This window comes from Thalassotalea sp. 1_MG-2023 (assembly GCF_030546745.1).
Lineage (GTDB): Bacteria > Pseudomonadota > Gammaproteobacteria > Enterobacterales > Alteromonadaceae > Thalassotalea_C.
In genome coordinates this window covers 40,470-57,801 of sequence record NZ_JAUOPD010000010.1, presented here as the reverse complement: position 1 = coordinate 57,801, position 17,332 = coordinate 40,470, and the positions used below count along the sequence as shown (strand labels likewise).

The following is a 17,332-nucleotide window of genomic DNA, read 5'->3' as shown; positions in this document are numbered from 1 at the left end:
ATTATTGTTCCTCACCATTAAGCACTGTATGTACATGAGCTAAATCTTTGTCACCACGACCAGATAAATTCACTAAAAAGATTGTTTCTTCAGTGACATCTTTCGCCATTTTTAGTGCTTGAGCTAATGCATGTGATGACTCTAATGCAGGAATAATTCCCTCTGAGCGAGCCAGTGTTTGAAATGCTTCTAAAGCTTCATCATCGTTGATCGGTACATATTGTGCTCGACCTGTTTCCTTTAGAAATGCATGTTGTGGGCCAACAGCAGGGTAATCTAAACCAGCTGACACAGAATAAGATTCTTCTATCTGGCCATACTTATTTTGCATAATATAGGTGTAATTTCCATGAAGCATACCTTTAGTACCAGCAGAAAGCGTTGCGCCATGTTCGTGTGTATCAACACCTTTACCACCGGCTTCAACACCCACAATTTTCACGCTGTCATCCTCAAGAAAGTCGTTAAACATGCCGATGGCATTTGAACCACCGCCAACGCATGCAATAACATAATCAGGTAAGCGACCTTCTTGTGTTAACAATTGCTGTTTGGCTTCTTCGCCGATCATTTTTTGAAAATCCCGCACAATGGTAGGAAAAGGATGAGGGCCTGCTGCAGTACCTAACAAGTAGTGAGCGTCGTCATAATTGGCAGACCAGTCACGTAGCGCTTCATTTACGGCATCCTTTAACGTGCCGCCGCCAGCCGTAACGGGAATAACTTCTGCGCCCATTAGTTTCATTCGAAAGACGTTAGGCTGTTGTCGTTCACAATCTACTGCGCCCATATAAACCCGACACTTTAATCCTAATAACGAACAGGCAATTGCTGTTGCAACACCATGTTGGCCAGCACCTGTTTCCGCAATAATCTCTTTCTTACCCATACGCTTTGCAAGTAAAGCTTGTCCCAATACTTGGTTAGTTTTATGAGCGCCGCCATGTAGTAAGTCTTCGCGCTTTAAGTAAATTTTTGCTAAGGGGTTAGGGGATATATTTCGTGTTAGAGTTAACGGGGTTGGTCGACCGGCATAATGTTCTAATAAGTCATTAAATTCTTTAATAAACGCTTCATCTTGTTGCGATTCAATATAGGCTTGCTCTAGTTGTTCTAAAGCAGGCACAAGTAATTCACCAACGAACATGCCGCCAAATTCGCCGAAATAGGCTGGAAGTGATGGTTTTTTATCTGAATGTGATGTCATGTTAATAATTCCGTATTTGTTCAAACGTTCGCGCTAGTTTTTCACGGCACTTAACGCCGGGGGCTGACTCAACGCCAGAGTTAATATCTAAGCCAAATAAAGCCTGTTCTGTTTGTAAAGCAAGTGCTTGTTTAATCGTCTCAGACCCAAGACCACCAGCAAGAAAGCAATGGTTAAATAATAAGTCGCTATCAGTGATCAACTGCCAATTAAATGCCTTTCCGCTACCTGGCTCTGAGCCATCGAGTATTACATGGTCTACTTCATTGTTCTTTTTAGTGACTAACGTAGATTCTATTTTAGCTGCTTGCCAAATTTGACAGTTTTCTGGTAGTTCTTGGCGCAATTCAGTAATGTAAAGTGCTGACTCATCTCCGTGAAGTTGAACAGCATAAAGGTTAAGGACTTTTGCACTTTCAACCACGGTTGCTAAATCGCAATCAACAAAAACGCCTACGTAATTGAGAGAAGGTACATGCGTAACAATATCCTCTGCTTGTTGTTGCGTGACATAACGTGCAGATTTTTCAGCAAAAATAAGCCCGCCATAAAGTGCGCCTGATTCAACTGCCAGCTTTGCATTTTTAACTGAAGTTAAACCACAGACTTTGTTCTCGCCATAAATAAGTTTACGACAAGCAAGATCAATATCTTGCTGCGCCATGACCGAACTCCCGACTAAAAATCCATCAACGGCTGGTGCTAGCTCTCTAACTTGTGCATTTGTATAAATGCCTGACTCTGAAATTATAATTCGATCATCCGGTATTTTGGGTGCGAATTCAAAAGTACGTGATATATCAGTAGAAAGATCACGTAAATTACGATTATTTATTCCAATAAGCTTGGCATCTAATGCAATCGCACGAGTTAATTCATCATCTGTAGATACTTCGGTTAAAATATTGAGACTTAATTGTTTGGCAATCGTTGCCAATTGCAGATATTCATTATCATCTAATACGCTGAGCATTAATAAAATGGCATCAGCGCCATAGTAGCGTGCAAGGTATACTTGGTATGGGTCGATAAAAAAGTCTTTATTAAGTACTGGGCAACTTACATGCTGGGTGACAATGTTCAAATATTCATAGTTACCCTGAAAATATTTTTCGTCGGTTAACACTGAGATAGCTGCAGCATATTTATCATATGTTTGACAAATTGACAGTACGTCAAAATCTTCACGGATAAGTCCTTTTGAAGGTGAGGCTTTTTTACACTCTAAAATAAACCCTGCACCATGATGACCTTTTGCTCTATCAAGCGCATCATACATATTTTTTGTTGAAGGCGTTAATGTTTCAACAAAGGTATCCAATGGTTTCTGTTTTTTTAGTGCGTCTATTTCTATGCGTTTATCAGCAACAATTTTTTCTAATACATTTGCCATTATTGTGCACCTGTTTGATTTGATATAGCGACTAACTGTTCTAACTTGGCAAAAGCTTCACCTGAACTGAGCACTTGTCGTGCAATAGAAGCTGCTGATTTTAAATCGTTTGCTTTGCCATGCAAATACAGTAAAGCAGCACAGTTGATGATCACAGCACTGTTGTGTGCATCTTCACCGTTACCAGATAAAATTTGTTTAATTATCTCTGCATTTTCCTGAGGCGTCCCACCTTTGATGTCATCTAAGGAGTAGCGAGATAGGCCAAAATCTTCCGGTGTGATGGTTTTATTGCTTAGTTGACCATTATTAATTTCACATACTTGAGTTTCACCATGTAGGGCAATTTCATCTAAACCACTACCGTGAACAACCCAGCCTTTTTCTACCCCTGTTAATTGCAGACTTTTTGCCAGAGTTTGGATTAATTCAGGTGTATATACGCCCATTAACATCACTGAGGGTGAAGCAGGGTTTACTAATGGTCCAAGAATGTTAAATAACGTTCTAATGCCCATCGCTTTGCGCACAGGGCCAGCATATTTAAACCCTGGGTGATACGCTGGTGCGTATAGAAAACATAAATTAGCTTGTTGTAAACATTGGCTTGCGGTTTCTGGTGTCATTGATAGGTTTACACCAAACGCTTCTAACAAATCTGCAGAGCCAGACATACTTGAAACACTACGGTTACCGTGTTTCGCCATTGGAATACCACATGCAGCTGCTAAAATAGCTGCAGTCGTAGAAATATTAATGGTATTTGCGCCATCACCACCTGTACCCACACAGTCGCTTACTGGCAGTTTTTGTGCTTGAAATGAGGTGGCAAATTGTCGAACAGCTACCGCAGCTCCAGCAATTTCTTCAGGTGTTTCACCTTTCATTTTTAATGCCGTTAAAACAGAGGCGAGTAATTCAGGCGCTATGTTACCTTGCATTACATCGCCAAAAAACGTTTCGGCTTGTGCTTGAGTAAGAGAGTTACCCTCAACAAGTAATGGTAAAACGTTCATGATTATTCCTTTAAAGTTTGTTCAGTTAGACAACGAATACTTTGCTCAAGTAACGTGCTGCCATAAGTGGTTAAAATAGATTCTGGATGAAACTGGAAACCCATCACGCGGTCAGTTTGGTGAGTTATTGCCATCGGTAGTTGCTCGCCTGATGCAGCTTCGACGGCAGCTGTTACCGTTAATGTGCTTGGAATGTTTAACCCCACTAATGAATGATATCGGGCAACAGGTAAGGGTTGCTCAATATCTTTAAATGCACCAGTAGCAGAATGTTTAACGTTGGCGGACTTACCATGAACAATTTCTGGTGCTCTACCAACTTTACCACCATAGTGTTCTATTAACGCTTGATGACCCAAACAAATACCCAGTATGGGGTATTTCCCAGCTGTTTTTGCGATTAATTCCATTAAACAGCCAGCGTTTTCTGGAGACCCTGGCCCAGGCGAAAGTACTAATAAGACTTGGTCTGAGCAAGCTTCCATTTGTGCAAGAATAAAGTCTGCCGGTAACGTGTTGCGATATATTACAGGGCTTAAGCCTAGCACGTGAAATTCATCCACTAAGTTATAAGTAAATGAGTCAACGTTATCGAGCATAAAGACCTTTATTTTTTGACTCATGATCCACTCTCCTGTGATGACGACACGTTTATTAACGTTGCTGCTTTTTGAATGGCATTGATTACCGCTTGTGCTTTTTGTCGCGTTTCATCAGCTTCAGCTTGTGGGTTTGAGTCATATACAACACCCGCACCCGCTTGAATATAGGCGATATTGTCTTTTACAAATGCACTGCGAATCACGATACAAGTATCCATATCACCTTCACCGGTAAGGTAGCCAACAGCGCCGCCATAACTGCCTCGTCGTTTACCTTCGTTTTGCCTAATTAACGAGGTTGCGCTAACTTTCGGAGCGCCAGATAATGTGCCCATATTCATACAAGCTTGATAGGCATGTAAGGCATCTAACTCATCCAAAAGCGTGCCGCACACACGAGATACTAAGTGCATCACATGGGAGTATCTATCAGTTTTTAACAAATCTGCCACGTGTCTAGTACCGGGTTTACATACACGTGCAACATCATTTCTAGCTAAATCTACTAGCATAATGTGTTCTGCTAATTCTTTTTGATCTTGTCTTAAGGCTAATTCAATGCGGCAATCAAGATCGGGTGAAAAGCTACCGTCGGCATTAAAACCACGAGGCCTTGTACCGGCAATAGGATAAATTTCAACTTGTCTGTTGTGTTGTTGATACTTAATCGCAGACTCTGGTGAGGCGCCAAACATGCAAAAGTCATCGTCTTGTAAGTAAAACATGTAAGGGCTTGGGTTGCTTTCTCGTAAACATAGGTAAGCATTGAAAGTGTCTGAACAAGGTAAACTAAAAGTACGAGAAGGTACCACTTGAAATATATCACCAGCACAAATATGTTCTTTTAACGTGCTTACTGTATGACAAAATTCTTCGTCACTAACATCGGTTAAAACAGTTAATGGCTGTGCAGATTTTACCTGTGTTTGAGGCGCTGCGATATCTGATTCAACAAGTGCTTTGATATCAGATAAACGACGAGCAATTTCAAAGTGACATTTTTGCTGATCTGGGCCAGAGAAAACATTACCAATAACTTCACTAGAACGTCTTTCATGATCGATAACCACGAGAGTTTCTGCAAGATAAAAGACAAAATCAGGGCAGGTGTTTTCACCACCTTCAACGACGGGTAACGTCTCTGACATTGTGATCATATCAAAGGCAAATGCCCCTGCTAAAAAAACGGCAAAAGGGTGGTGGTTTTTATTATCGAAGCGCTTGAATTGTCTTAATGCTTGAAAGGCGTTATCGGCCAATAAACGAGATTTTTCATCAAGTTGTTGATCAGCCTCTGGAAATGTTGCTTTAATAACACCGTTTTCTTCTGTTAATGTTGCTTGCTGAGCCAAGTTTTCTTTAGCAAAGGCAATAGCTGCTGCGCCATTAAGGGTCAATGGAGTAAAAGTCACGGTATTGTTATTGCAAACAATTTTTACCGCAGCATCGACTAATAATAAGCTTTTTAATTGGTGTTTTTTGTCTATTTCTGCGGATTCTAATAATAAGTTGTTCTTTTTGGCACCACATAGTTTCTTAAAAAGCGTCAGTGGATCAGGTTGATACTTGGCTTTACCTGACAAAGTTGTTACGAAGCCGAAGGTATCATCATTGTGTTGAGTGAATAGGGCATTCATATCGATTTACCTGCAGCTTTAATGAATGGTTTGATATCGGCCATTAAGGTGGCAAAATCGTCAGCGTTAAGTGCTTGGTGTCCGTCAGATAAAGCTTCAGTCGGCTTTAAATGCGTTTCAACAATAATACCGTCGGCACCCACTGCTACAGCCGCTCGAGAAAGTGGATTGATCAATGATTTAACACCTGTTCCATGAGAAGGGTCAACCAATACCGGTAAATGAGATTTTTCTTTTAAATAGGCGACTGCATTTAAATCTAAGGTATTTCGTGTTGCTGTTTCGAAAGTGCGAATGCCACGTTCGCATAAAATAACATTGGGGTTGCCAGCATTAATAATGTATTCAGCAGCGAGTAAAAGCTCTTCGATAGTTGCGCTCATGCCACGTTTTAATAATACTGCTTTATCGGAGTGTTTACCTACAGCTTCCAGTAAACGAAAATTTTGCATATTTCGAGCGCCAATTTGATAACAATCAATATAATCGTGCATTAATTCGGCATCATTTGGGTCGATGATCTCAGAGACAATATTTAATTGATATTTATCTCGAGCAGCCTTTAAAAGTTCTAGTCCTTCTAACCCTAAGCCTTGGAAAGAATACGGGCTGGTGCGAGGTTTAAATGCGCCACCTCTTAATAAAGTGATGCCTTGTTTTGCTATCATCTCACTAACACTAAAAAGTTGCTCTTCACTTTCTACCGAACAAGGGCCAGCAATGACGGTGAATGCACCACCACCTACTTTAATGCCACCGATGGATACGATAGAGTCGTGAGATTGTAACTCTCGGCTAACGAGTTTATATGGACTTAATACGGGCTTTATTTCGTCAACCATTGGATAAGCATCTAAATGAAGTTGTGCTAATACACGCTCATCACCTAATGCCCCTAAAACGGTTCGCTCAATACCAGGCATATATAATGGTTTGAGTCCAAGGCTTGCTATTTTTGCTAATATCTCATTTGCATCTTTTTCTGATGCTTGGGGTTTTAATACAATAATCATGGTAATTCCTAATTTATCTGTTTATGTGTCATCCGGCGTAAATTGGCTGAAGCCACCAGATAAACCAGCTTTTCACTTTTGTTGTTAACATGTTTTTTCTCTTTAAAAAGTTAAAATAAAAAACCCGCGTAGTAGCACTATGCGGGTTATCTTGAATTTCTAGCAAATACAGCAAACGTTCACAACCCACTTATGTAGAGTTATGCCACCACCAAAGATTTGTTGTTAAAGGATATGTTGTTTTCATTTTTTTTTATTGGCTAATAGCCAATTCCCATTTACAATGCGTCTGCCTAAATCCCCTATAGAAAACCTTATTATGACCCTGATGTCAACCGAAAATTTAGCAAGCTTTTCCACGAAACGTGTTGACTTACACAGTCATACAACATGTTCTGATGGCGGCCTTTCGCCTGCAGAGCTGATAGACAGAGCGGTTAACTTTCAAATTGATGTGTTAGCCATCACTGATCACGATACCGTAGCTGCGCTTGATATTGCTAAAGGTTATATTCAAGAAAAAAATTATCCATTAACAATTATTGATGGTATTGAAATTTCAACCCGTTGGCATAATTTCGAAATTCATATTGTCGGCTTAAATATTAAAGCAGATCACCCAGCTTTAGCGTCATTGATTCAGTCACAGCAGCAAGCAAGAGAGTTACGTGCAACATGCATTGGCGAGAAACTGGAAAAGTGCGGATTTGATAATATTTATCAGCAGGCTAAAACGCTTGCCGGCGAGGGAACAATAACCCGTGCGCATTTTGCAAAGGTCTTATTAAATCAAGGTCATGTTAACCACATGCAAGCTGCATTTGATAAATATTTAGGGAAAGGTAAGCGAGCATATGTGAAGCCTCAGTGGTGTTCTATTGAAACCGCAGTTGAGGCCATTCACCTAGCTGGCGGCACCGCAGTTATAGCCCATCCTATTCGTTATGACATGACTACAAAATGGCTTAGGCGATTAGTCGTTACATTTAAATCTTGTGGTGGTGATGGCTTAGAGATAGTTTTACCTCAAATGAATAACGAACAACGTAAATTAATGCTAAGCTTTTGTTTGGAGTATGATTTACTTGCATCGTTAGGGTCAGACTTTCATTATCCAACTAAATGGGCTGATCTTGGTAAAAATTTAGTGCTTCCGGAACAAGCAACGCCGATTTGGCAAGCTTGGTAAGTATGTATGAATAACGTTTTATCGGTGTTGGTGGCTTTTGTAGTAGCGCAAATTATAAGGAACACGATATGAGTCAATTTTTTTATGTACACCCTGATAACCCACAAGGGCGTTTAATGAAGCAAGCGGCTGAAATTATTCACCAAGGTGGCGTAATTGTATATCCCACGGACTCTGGCTATGCCTTGGGATGTCATATTGGCGATAAAAAAGCCCTTGATAAAATATGTCGTATTCGCGATATCAATAAAGAGCATAATTTTACCTTAGTCTGTAAAGATTTATCTGAATTGTCTGAATACGCAAGAGTTGATAATACGGCATTTAGACTTTTGAAAAATAATACCCCAGGCCCATATACCTTCATTTTTAAGGCGAGCAAAGAAGTACCTAAACGATTAATGAATCCGAAAAAACGGACAATCGGTATAAGGGTACCGAACAGCGCAATCGTACAAGAATTATTGAGCGCGTTAGAAGAGCCCATTATGTCCACTAGTTTAATTATGCCGGGTAATTCAATGGCTGAATTTGACCCAGAGGAAATCAGGGATAAGTTAGAGCATCAAGTAGATTTGATAATTCATGGTGGACATTTAGGTGAGCATCCAACAACAGTGGTTGATTTTTCCGAAGGAGATGGGCAAATTATTCGTGTCGGTGAAGGTGACCCTACGCCTTTTGAATAATCTATGTTTAGCCCTCAGCAGGTAAGGTGGTAACTTGGTTGATTCAACACATTCAGCAGGTGAAATGCAGCAACAAGTCTTGCCGTTTGCGCTTATTCGTGGTGAAGCGATCATTGAAAAACCGCAAGACTTATTTATTCCGCCAAATGCATTAGAAGTTATTTTAGAGTCTTTTGAAGGACCACTTGATTTACTGCTGTATCTGATCAAAAAACAAAAATTAGATATTCTTGACTTACCTATTGCGCCCATTACTACGCAATACATGCGTTATGTTGCACTGATGGAAGAACTTAATATGGAGCTAGCAGCTGAATACCTTGTGATGGCTTCTATTCTTGCTGAAATAAAATCAAAATTGTTATTGCCTAAACAACCTATTGAAGACGAAGAACACGACCCCCGTGCCGAGTTAATTAAGCGGTTAAAAGAATACGAAGTGATTAAACACGCAGCGGAATCTATTGATCAGCTTCCTCGCCTTGATCGCGATTACTTCTGTGCAAAAGCAAGCCTCTCGTCAGATATTGATATTGAAACTGCATTGCCACAAATTGCTTGGGAAGAACTAGTACAAGCGCTACAGGGAGTATTAGCACGAAGCCAAGCATTTGAACATCATCAAATTACTAAAGAAGTGTTATCTACCCGAGAACGAATGACAATGATTTTATCGGCGCTCGAGAAAAACAATACCTCTGGTTTTACACCCTTTGAACAGCTTTTTCAGTTTGATGAAGGACGACAAGGGGTGTTGGTGACTTTTCTTGCCATTTTAGAGTTATTAAAAATGCAACGAATTGAATGTCAGCAATCACAGCAATTTGGCGTTATTTACATAAGGTTACAGGAGGTAAAAGATGAATGATGCAACTTACCTCATGTCACATTCGCAACTTAAATGCTTAATTGAAGCAGCTTTATTCACGGCAGATAAACCATTATCGCTTAAATGGCTTCAAAACCATACGCTCGCTGATTTACATATAACGAATAAAGTTGTTAAGGATATTTTGAATGAGTTACAGCATGATTATGCGCAAAGAGGCGTACATTTAATAGAAGTTGCTTCCGGTTATCGCTTCCAAGTCCCACTTGAACTCAGTGAAAAAATAGCCCAAGTTGCTCAAAGCAAACCGAACAAATATTCTAGGGCATTATTAGAAACTATCGCCTTAATCGCTTACCGACAACCTATTACACGTGCAGAAATTGAACAAGTTCGTGGCGTAGCGGTAAGTAGCCAAATTATTAGAACGTTAACTGAAAGAGAATGGATAACTGTTGTTGGCCAAAAAGAGGTACCAGGTAAGCCTTCACTTTATGCAACAACGAAACAATTTTTAGATTATTTTTCATTAAGTTCGCTAGAACAGTTACCTGATTTACTACCGATCGCAGATTCTGCTATCAACCGAGCGGGGATACAAGATATAATGCATTCTCATGATACACTGACAAAAGAGACAGAGACTTAACAATACATCAATATTGTGCTGTTACTGCCGGGAAATAAAACGATGTCAGAAAAACTACAAAAAGTACTTGCTAGAGCAGGTAAGGGGTCTCGCCGAGAATTGGAAACAATGATCAGTGCAGGCCGAGTAAGTGTTGACGGTAAAGTTGCAAAACTGGGTGACCGTGTTGAAGGCAATGAACAAATTCGCCTTGATGGTCATAACGTTAGCATTCAGCAATCAGAAGAAGAGATTTGCCGTGTCTTAATGTATAACAAACCGGAAGGTGAAATGTGTACGCGCAAAGACCCCGAAGGCAGACCTACTGTGTTTGATCGATTACCACCCTTAGAGTCTTCACGTTGGATAGCCGTTGGTCGTTTAGATATTAATACCTCAGGTATGTTGTTATTTACCACAGACGGCGACTTAGCCAATCGATTAATGCATCCATCACGGAAAGTTGAACGTGAATACGCGGTTCGCGTGTTTGGTGAAGTAGATGATGCGATGTTGCAGCGGTTGAAAAACGGCGTGAAACTTGAAGATGGTCCTGCAAAATTCCAAGAAATATATTATCGTGGTGGCGAAGGTCGAAATCATTGGTTTCATGTAGTGATTTCAGAAGGGCGCAACCGAGAAGTTAGACGATTATGGGAAAGCCAAGACGTACAAGTGAGCAGACTTATTCGTGTAAGGTATGGCGATCTTGAATTACAACGTCAATTGCCATCAGGTGGTTGGACTGAGTTGTCATTAAAAGACGTTAACTATTATCGTCAACTGGTTGAGTTACCTATTGAGCGAAAGTCGAAAGTAAAAGTTGATGAAAAAGCAATTGATAACGCAAAAGCACGACGTATTCGTCGAAGTGTAAAAAAACATCAACATCGTAGTTTACAAAAAACAAGACGACGAAGAAGTTAGGTTTATTGTGGTAGAACTTTTTATAACTGAACAACAAGCATTAAATGAGCTATGCCTTCGCTTTTCGACAAAAGATGTGGTGGCAATTGATACTGAATTTGTTCGTACACGAACGTATTTTCCTAAATTAGGCTTACTGCAATTATGTGATGGTGAAGTCGTTGCGCTAATTGACCCTTTATCGGTCGAAGATTTATCGCCAGTTTGGCAACTTCTAGAAAACCCAAAGGTTACAAAAGTGCTTCATGCTTGTTCTGAAGATGTTGAAATATTTGTTAATCAAGGGAATTGTTCGCCACAGAATGTTATTGATAGCCAAATTGTCATGAGTTTTCTTGGCCATGGATTATCCGTTGGATATGCCGCTATGGTGAAGCATTATCTTAATATTGAACTTGATAAATCAGACTCTCGAACTGATTGGATAAAGCGGCCGTTAACTGACAGTCAATTAGTCTATGCAAGTGCTGATGTTACACATTTAATAACGTTATACCCTTTATTAATCGCTGACATTGAAAAAACCACGTGGTTAAATGCGGCAAAAATTGAATCAGCGCAGCTTATCGTTAAAAAGCAACAAACAATCGATGAAAATAGTTTGTACAAAAATGTTAAAACGAGTTGGCGGTTGACGAGTAAACAGCTTAATAACCTTAAATATTTAGCACGTTGGCGTTATCAACAAGCATTGAAACGAGATTTACCGCTAAGCTTTGTGGCAAAAGATAATACACTAATGGGCTTGTCTCAATACGCACCAAAAAGCATGAGTGCTATGCTAACTATTGATGGCGTAGATACCTTAGACATTCGCCATAAAGGTAAACAAATGCTAAGGGTGTTACAAGAAGCTAGCAGGGTGAGCGATGAAGATTATCCTGAAAAAATAAAACGTTTAGATCAATGTGCCGGTTATAAACAGTTATACAAAAAAGTGAAAAACTTTGTTTCGTCTGTTGCCGTAGAACATCAACTTCCCGTAGAGAATTTGGCGTCAAAAAAACAAATAAATCAATTGTTATCTTGGTACTACGGGTTGTCTTCATCAACGGCTGATATAGATATTCTACAGTCATGGCGCGGTGAGCTATTCGGTGAAGATTTACTGCAACATGCGAAAAATCAATTTAGTTCATTACCGTTATAGTTAATAGAGTAATACGGACTGTCGGTAGTTACCATCAAATACACAATTTAGGGTTTATTATGTTAACGGCTGTATATAAAAGCGCGAAAAAAGAACAGACATATTTATTTATTAAACAGCGTGATGATTTTTCACAGGTACCTGAAACACTTTTGCAGGTGTTTGGTAAGCCAGAGTTAGTCACGGTTGTTAATCTAAAAACAAAAATTAAATTAGGCTTTGCTGACATTAACAAAGTGAGAGATAGTTTAACTGAACAAGGCTATTATTTACAGTTACCACCGCCGAAAGAAGACTTACTTGCAGAGCACAAAGCAAGTAAATTAGATACGTTAAACGAAGATTCATAAGTGTTATTACCCATGAAAAATAAAAGCTATTATTACTTTTTAACCATTGCATTCACTATTTTTAGTGCTGTAACAACGGCAAAAGAATTAACCGAAAGTAACTTTGCAAAATATGTTGAGTTATTAAAGGCAGAAGCGCAACAAAAGGGCTTTTCTGCACAACTTGTTGAAAAAAGTTTTGCCAACGTTACTTTTCATAAACGGGCAGTCAAAGCTGATAGAAGCCAACCAGAGAAAGTTGAAACATTAGATACTTACTTACCGAAACGTGTGCCAGACTGGAAAGTCAATAAAGCCCGAGCATTATATAAAGAAAATGAAACCATATTAAGAAAAATAAATGAACAATATGGTGTTCAGCCAAGATTTATTGTTGCACTGTGGGGGTTAGAGACTAACTTCGGTAAAATAATGGGGAATTATAATGTTATTTCGGCACTAAGTACGCTTGCATTTGAAGGCCGCAGAGAAGCTTTCTTTAAAAAAGAGCTATGGGCGGCCATGACAATATTGCAACAAGGGCATATTGAAGCTGAAAACATGAAAGGTTCTTGGGCTGGCGCTATGGGGCAAAACCAATTTATGCCTAGTTCGTTTTTAGCCTATGCTGTTGACGGTGACGGCGATGGTAAAAAAGATATTTGGGGTAATAAAGCAGATGTGTTTGCTTCTATGGCAAACTATCTTGTTCAAGAAGGCTGGAACGGGAATTACACATGGGGAAGGCAGGTATTATTACCTGAAGGGTTTGATTATAGCTTGGCTATCCCTAAAAACACTGGCGGTCGCTCAAATTGGTTAAAAGCTTGGGCGAAACAAGAAAAGCCTATGGCAAAATGGCAAGCTTTAGGTGTTAGACGCACTGATGGTACCGATTTACCTAACGTAGATATAACAGCGGCGTTGGTGTTCCCTGATGATAAAAACGGCCGTGTTTATTTAGCTTATAACAATTATAAAAGTTTAATGCATTGGAATTTATCGTATTATTTCGTAAGTTCGGTAGGGCATTTATCTGATCGTATCAAATTTCCACCTATTCAATAGTTTCTAGAGGTTTACTATTTTGACATTACCTTTTTGGCAAACCAAATCACTGAGTGAAATGACACGTCAAGAGTGGGAATCGTTGTGTGATGGTTGTGCGAAATGTTGTTTGCATAAATTTATCGATGATGAAAACACCACAGAAACAACTGAGTTACAGCCTACTGATTATATCGCAGATGGCGAGCAAATGGTTTATGCCAATATTGCTTGTCATTTGCTAAACGATAAAACATGCCAATGCACGCAATACGCGAAAAGAACAACGTTAGTGCCAGATTGTGTACAGTTAACTCAAGATAATCTTGATGACGTATTCTTTATGCCGCCTAGTTGTACTTATCGTAGGCTTAAAGAAGGGCGCGGTATACCATCATGGCATCCATTACTTCATAAAGGGAAAAAGGCAGCCATGCATAAAGCGGGTATGTCGGTGCGTGGAAAAGTTATTAAAGACAATGAGGTGGATGTAGAGTTTTTTGATGACTATATCGTCACTTGGCCGCTAGCAGATCTTGACTAGAAAACACATGATATTGTTATGCTTTCTATAAGGTAGAGCTGAAAAAATCACATCGAAAAAATAAACGCGATTAAATTTTTAACTACCTTCTATGAAACACGATAAATAGTGCTCAGCAGCTTTTATCGGTAACGATATTATAGCGAAACAAGCAGATAAAAATTACCTTTTAAAAATAATAGGTTGCATTATAATTCATCTTTATTAAGATGAAGTTAACTTTTTGTTTACATCTTGCCGTGAAACATGTTCTATTTGTTTGATATTCAGTATGTAAGATCTTTAGTTTGTCTTATTATGCTTGCAATAGCAGGCTCTTCCCAAGCTGAAAACAATATTATTAACTTCGCAGCTTTAACCCATTCTGATCAGCAAGAAGTTGTATTACGACAGCAGATTTCATTATTTGAACGCCTTAACCCCCAAATAAAAGTGCGTTTACGTATGCTTCATGGAGAAAACTATCCTGAGTTATTAACTAACTATAAAAAAGTTGCCAATAATGTTGATGTATTAAATTGGTATTCGGGCAACCGATTAAAACAATTAGTGAAAGAGCAGTATGTCACATCAATTGATGAATTTTGGTATAACAATAATCTGCATGCAGTTTTTAGTGATGCCACTATAGAACAAGTCAGTATTCAAGATAAAGTGTATGCAGTACCCTTTAGCATGTATGTTTGGGAAGTGTTTTATAAAAAAAGTGTCTTTGAAAAGTTTGGCTTAACATCGCCAACGAATTGGCAAGACTTCATGAGTATGGCTAGTACATTAAAATCGCACAACATAAAGCCAATCGGGCTTGGTTCTGAACCACCTTGGCAGGTAGTCGCATGGTTTGACTATTTAATGTTACGCATCAATGGGGCGAAACACTATAAAGCGCTTGTTTCAGGCAACCTAGCTTTCACATCTCCTGAAGTTGTGTCAGTATTTACACATTGGAAGCAGTTATTAGATCAAGATTTATTTAATGATAATCACCACCTATATAACGGTGAAGAAATCATGCCTTTGGTTTATCGTGAAATTGTTGGTGTAAACCTGAGCGGCAGTATTTCATTAAGTGGATTACCTAAATATGTACAAGACGATATTGCGTCATTTTCTTTCCCTCAAGTAGGGAAATATAAAGATAATAGTATTTTGGCACCTATGTCAGCAATAGCACTAACGCAAAAGGGGAAACTTAAACCTGCAAGTAAAACCTTGATGGCTTTTTTCAGTCAATATAATACTCAAAAGATGTTGAATGATGCCATGCAAACAATTTCCCCGATACTTTCCACCGAAAATAATCACTCTGCACTAGTGGATGACATACATAGTGCAGATCAAATTTTTCAATTTTTAGATCGTGAAATGTCTTTTGAAATGGCAGAGTTTAGTAAGCGTACTATGGCGGACTTTCTTAAACATCAAAACATTAAAAAAGTGACAGAATCATTAGAAGCGTTTCGCCTTCAACAAAAAGAACAACAATAATTACAGACTAAATTATTTAAATAGCTTGAATTGTAATCAATAAACGGTTAATTATTTAACAAAAGAACAATAATTAACTAAGGCCTATTTATGATCATTGGTGTTGTTAAAGAGTCATTACGAGGTGAAAGTCGTGTGGCAGCCTCTCCAACAAGTGTTTCCGCATTAATTAAATTAGGATTCACTGTTTACGTTCAAAAAGGAGCAGGTACAAAGGCCAGCTTTGAAGAACAAGCTTATATTGATGCTGGCGCTGAAATCGTGCCAAAAAAGAAGTGTTGGCAAGGCGATTTGTTGTTAAAAGTAAACGCACCTACCTTTGACGAAATTGAACAAATTAATGATGGCGCAACACTTATCAGTTTTATTTCTCCTGCACAATCACCTGATCTACTAAAGCGCTTAAAAGAGAAGTCAATTACCACATTAGCGATGGATATGGTGCCAAGAATGACTCGGTCTCAATCGCTTGATGCGTTAAGTTCAATGGCAAACATTGCCGGATATAGAGCAGTAATTGAAGCAACTAATGCGTTTGGTCGTTTTTTAACGGGGCAAATAACCGCAGCGGGTAATTTACCACCAGCGAAAATATTAATTATTGGTGCTGGTGTCGCTGGACTTGCAGCGATCGGTACCGCCGGCAGTTTAGGTGCTATCGTTCGTGCCTTTGATACCCGCCCAGAAGTTCAAGAGCAAATTGAAAGTATGGGCGCCGAGTTTTTAGTACTCGATTACCAAGAAGAAGATTCGTTGGCATCGACCGATGGTTATGCTAAAGAAATGAGCAAAGCATTTATTGATGCTGAAATGGCGTTGTTTGCTGAACAAGCGAAAGATGTCGATATTATTATTACTACCGCAATGATCCCCGGTAAAAAATCTCCAACGCTCATCACTGAGTCAATGATTAAATCAATGAAACCAGGTTCCGTTATTGTTGATTTAGCTGCAGCAGGTGGCGGTAACTGTGAACTTACGACAGCAGGAAAAGTGATTAACAAGCATGGAGTTACTATTATTGGTTATACTGACTTAGTGTCACGGTTACCTAATCAATCTTCTCAGCTTTATGCGAATAACGTGGTTAACTTACTCAAATTATTGTGCAAAGAAAACAATGGTGAGATATCACTAGATATTGAAGATCAAGTAATTCGGAACATGCTTGTTGTTCAAGGTGATGAAATTATGTTTCCACCGCCGGAAATAAAAATTAGTGCTACGCCAGTTAAACCTGTTAGAACAAGCCCAGGTCACGATGAAAAATCACAAGAAAATACTGACGTTGCAGCTTCACCTGTAAATAAACTGGGTTTTGCCATTGGCGGATCATTACTATTTGCTTGGATTGCAAGCGTTGCTCCAAGTGACTTTCTCGCGCACTTTACTGTTTTTGTGCTGGCTTGCATTATCGGTTATTACGTTGTTTGGAATGTAACACATGCATTGCATACTCCTTTAATGAGTGTAACGAATGCGATATCGGGCATCATTATTGTTGGCGCATTATTGCAGGTCGGTTCTGAAAATATAATCGTTCAAGTACTCGCAGGGATCGCAATTCTTATCGCCACCATTAATATTGTCGGTGGCTTTTTTGTCACTAAACGCATGTTAAAAATGTTTAGAAAATAAGGAACA

17 protein-coding genes are annotated in these 17,332 nt (G+C 39.2%); 11 read left to right on the top strand and 6 right to left on the bottom strand.

Annotation, left to right across the window (positions count from 1 at the left end; all coding sequences use genetic code 11):
• Position 1: 1 nt before the first annotated feature.
• The 6 genes from trpB to aroF are packed head-to-tail and all read right to left on the bottom strand — an operon-like array spanning position 2 to position 6,868.
• Complete coding sequence (gene trpB, locus Q4489_RS09790; RefSeq protein ID WP_303479628.1) at positions 2 to 1,207, bottom strand: tryptophan synthase subunit beta; 1,206 nt, start codon at positions 1,205 to 1,207, stop codon at positions 2 to 4.
• A gap of 1 nt (position 1,208) precedes the next feature.
• On the bottom strand, positions 1,209 to 2,600 hold the full coding sequence (trpCF, locus tag Q4489_RS09785) for a bifunctional indole-3-glycerol-phosphate synthase TrpC/phosphoribosylanthranilate isomerase TrpF (RefSeq protein ID WP_303479626.1): 1,392 nt from the start codon (positions 2,598 to 2,600) through the stop codon (positions 1,209 to 1,211).
• Entirely contained in the window at positions 2,600 to 3,616 is a 1,017-nt protein-coding gene (gene trpD / locus Q4489_RS09780) for an anthranilate phosphoribosyltransferase (protein WP_303479624.1), read from the bottom strand. Before trpD ends, trpCF begins: the two co-directional genes overlap by 1 nt.
• A 2-nt stretch (positions 3,617 to 3,618) precedes the next feature.
• Positions 3,619 to 4,227 carry an aminodeoxychorismate/anthranilate synthase component II gene (locus Q4489_RS09775; RefSeq protein WP_303479806.1) on the bottom strand — a complete coding sequence of 203 codons (609 nt, stop codon included), beginning with the start codon at positions 4,225 to 4,227 and terminating at the stop codon, positions 3,619 to 3,621.
• 8 nt (positions 4,228 to 4,235) lie between these two features.
• Positions 4,236 to 5,855, bottom strand: a complete 1,620-nt coding sequence (locus Q4489_RS09770) for an anthranilate synthase component 1 (RefSeq protein WP_303479622.1) — start codon at positions 5,853 to 5,855, stop codon at positions 4,236 to 4,238.
• Positions 5,852 to 6,868: a 3-deoxy-7-phosphoheptulonate synthase gene (gene aroF, locus Q4489_RS09765; protein WP_303479620.1), complete on the bottom strand. Its 1,017-nt coding sequence runs from the start codon at positions 6,866 to 6,868 to the stop codon at positions 5,852 to 5,854. The genes Q4489_RS09770 and aroF overlap by 4 nt, the downstream gene beginning before the upstream one ends.
• A gap of 328 nt (positions 6,869 to 7,196) precedes the next feature.
• On the opposite strand from aroF, the gene Q4489_RS09760 reads away from it, so the two are divergent.
• The 11 genes from Q4489_RS09760 (at position 7,197) to Q4489_RS09710 (ending at position 17,326) form a co-directional block, all read left to right on the top strand.
• Positions 7,197 to 8,057, top strand: a complete 861-nt coding sequence (locus Q4489_RS09760; RefSeq protein ID WP_303479618.1) for a PHP domain-containing protein — start codon at positions 7,197 to 7,199, stop codon at positions 8,055 to 8,057.
• Positions 8,058 to 8,125: 68 nt separating this feature from the next.
• Entirely contained in the window at positions 8,126 to 8,746 is a 621-nt protein-coding gene (locus tag Q4489_RS09755) for an L-threonylcarbamoyladenylate synthase (protein WP_303479616.1), read from the top strand.
• Between the two features lie 64 nt (positions 8,747 to 8,810).
• Positions 8,811 to 9,614, top strand: coding sequence for a ScpA family protein (locus Q4489_RS09750; RefSeq protein WP_303479804.1), 804 nt, complete (start codon positions 8,811 to 8,813; stop codon positions 9,612 to 9,614).
• Positions 9,607 to 10,224, top strand: a complete 618-nt coding sequence (gene scpB, locus Q4489_RS09745) for an SMC-Scp complex subunit ScpB (RefSeq protein ID WP_303479615.1) — start codon at positions 9,607 to 9,609, stop codon at positions 10,222 to 10,224. Before Q4489_RS09750 ends, scpB begins: the two co-directional genes overlap by 8 nt.
• A 42-nt stretch (positions 10,225 to 10,266) precedes the next feature.
• Entirely contained in the window at positions 10,267 to 11,130 is an 864-nt protein-coding gene (rluB, locus tag Q4489_RS09740) for a 23S rRNA pseudouridine(2605) synthase RluB (RefSeq protein ID WP_303479613.1), read from the top strand.
• A gap of 7 nt (positions 11,131 to 11,137) precedes the next feature.
• Complete coding sequence (gene rnd, locus Q4489_RS09735) at positions 11,138 to 12,280, top strand: ribonuclease D (RefSeq protein WP_303479612.1); 1,143 nt, start codon at positions 11,138 to 11,140, stop codon at positions 12,278 to 12,280.
• 59 nt (positions 12,281 to 12,339) lie between these two features.
• Positions 12,340 to 12,630 (top strand): YcgL domain-containing protein, encoded by a 291-nt coding sequence (locus Q4489_RS09730; protein ID WP_303479608.1) that lies wholly within the window; start codon positions 12,340 to 12,342, stop codon positions 12,628 to 12,630.
• A 12-nt stretch (positions 12,631 to 12,642) separates the two neighbouring features.
• Complete coding sequence (locus Q4489_RS09725; RefSeq protein WP_303479606.1) at positions 12,643 to 13,677, top strand: lytic transglycosylase domain-containing protein; 1,035 nt, start codon at positions 12,643 to 12,645, stop codon at positions 13,675 to 13,677.
• Positions 13,678 to 13,696: 19 nt separating this feature from the next.
• Positions 13,697 to 14,200: a YcgN family cysteine cluster protein gene (locus Q4489_RS09720; protein ID WP_303479604.1), complete on the top strand. Its 504-nt coding sequence runs from the start codon at positions 13,697 to 13,699 to the stop codon at positions 14,198 to 14,200.
• Positions 14,201 to 14,497: 297 nt separating this feature from the next.
• Complete coding sequence (locus tag Q4489_RS09715) at positions 14,498 to 15,688, top strand: ABC transporter substrate-binding protein (protein ID WP_303479601.1); 1,191 nt, start codon at positions 14,498 to 14,500, stop codon at positions 15,686 to 15,688.
• A gap of 90 nt (positions 15,689 to 15,778) precedes the next feature.
• Entirely contained in the window at positions 15,779 to 17,326 is a 1,548-nt protein-coding gene (locus Q4489_RS09710) for a Re/Si-specific NAD(P)(+) transhydrogenase subunit alpha (protein ID WP_303479598.1), read from the top strand.
• The last annotated feature ends 6 nt before the right edge of the window (positions 17,327 to 17,332 follow it).

What these genes read in the sequence shown, in the direction of transcription:
- Q4489_RS09730 (WP_303479608.1), top strand. Translation starts at nt 12,340, where the DNA reads ATGTTAACGGCTGTATATAAAAGCGCGAAAAAAGAACAGACATATTTA.
- Q4489_RS09755 (WP_303479616.1), top strand. Translation starts at nt 8,126, where the DNA reads ATGAGTCAATTTTTTTATGTACACCCTGATAACCCACAAGGGCGTTTA.
- Q4489_RS09760 (WP_303479618.1), top strand. Translation starts at nt 7,197, where the DNA reads ATGTCAACCGAAAATTTAGCAAGCTTTTCCACGAAACGTGTTGACTTA.
- trpCF (WP_303479626.1), bottom strand. Translation starts at nt 2,600, where the DNA reads ATGGCAAATGTATTAGAAAAAATTGTTGCTGATAAACGCATAGAAATA.
- Q4489_RS09750 (WP_303479804.1), top strand. Translation starts at nt 8,811, where the DNA reads ATGCAGCAACAAGTCTTGCCGTTTGCGCTTATTCGTGGTGAAGCGATC.
- Q4489_RS09710 (WP_303479598.1), top strand. Translation starts at nt 15,779, where the DNA reads ATGATCATTGGTGTTGTTAAAGAGTCATTACGAGGTGAAAGTCGTGTG.
- Q4489_RS09715 (WP_303479601.1), top strand. Translation starts at nt 14,498, where the DNA reads ATGCTTGCAATAGCAGGCTCTTCCCAAGCTGAAAACAATATTATTAAC.
- Q4489_RS09725 (WP_303479606.1), top strand. Translation starts at nt 12,643, where the DNA reads ATGAAAAATAAAAGCTATTATTACTTTTTAACCATTGCATTCACTATT.
- trpB (WP_303479628.1), bottom strand. Translation starts at nt 1,207, where the DNA reads ATGACATCACATTCAGATAAAAAACCATCACTTCCAGCCTATTTCGGC.
- aroF (WP_303479620.1), bottom strand. Translation starts at nt 6,868, where the DNA reads ATGATTATTGTATTAAAACCCCAAGCATCAGAAAAAGATGCAAATGAG.
- rluB (WP_303479613.1), top strand. Translation starts at nt 10,267, where the DNA reads ATGTCAGAAAAACTACAAAAAGTACTTGCTAGAGCAGGTAAGGGGTCT.
- Q4489_RS09770 (WP_303479622.1), bottom strand. Translation starts at nt 5,855, where the DNA reads ATGAATGCCCTATTCACTCAACACAATGATGATACCTTCGGCTTCGTA.
- scpB (WP_303479615.1), top strand. Translation starts at nt 9,607, where the DNA reads ATGAATGATGCAACTTACCTCATGTCACATTCGCAACTTAAATGCTTA.
- trpD (WP_303479624.1), bottom strand. Translation starts at nt 3,616, where the DNA reads ATGAACGTTTTACCATTACTTGTTGAGGGTAACTCTCTTACTCAAGCA.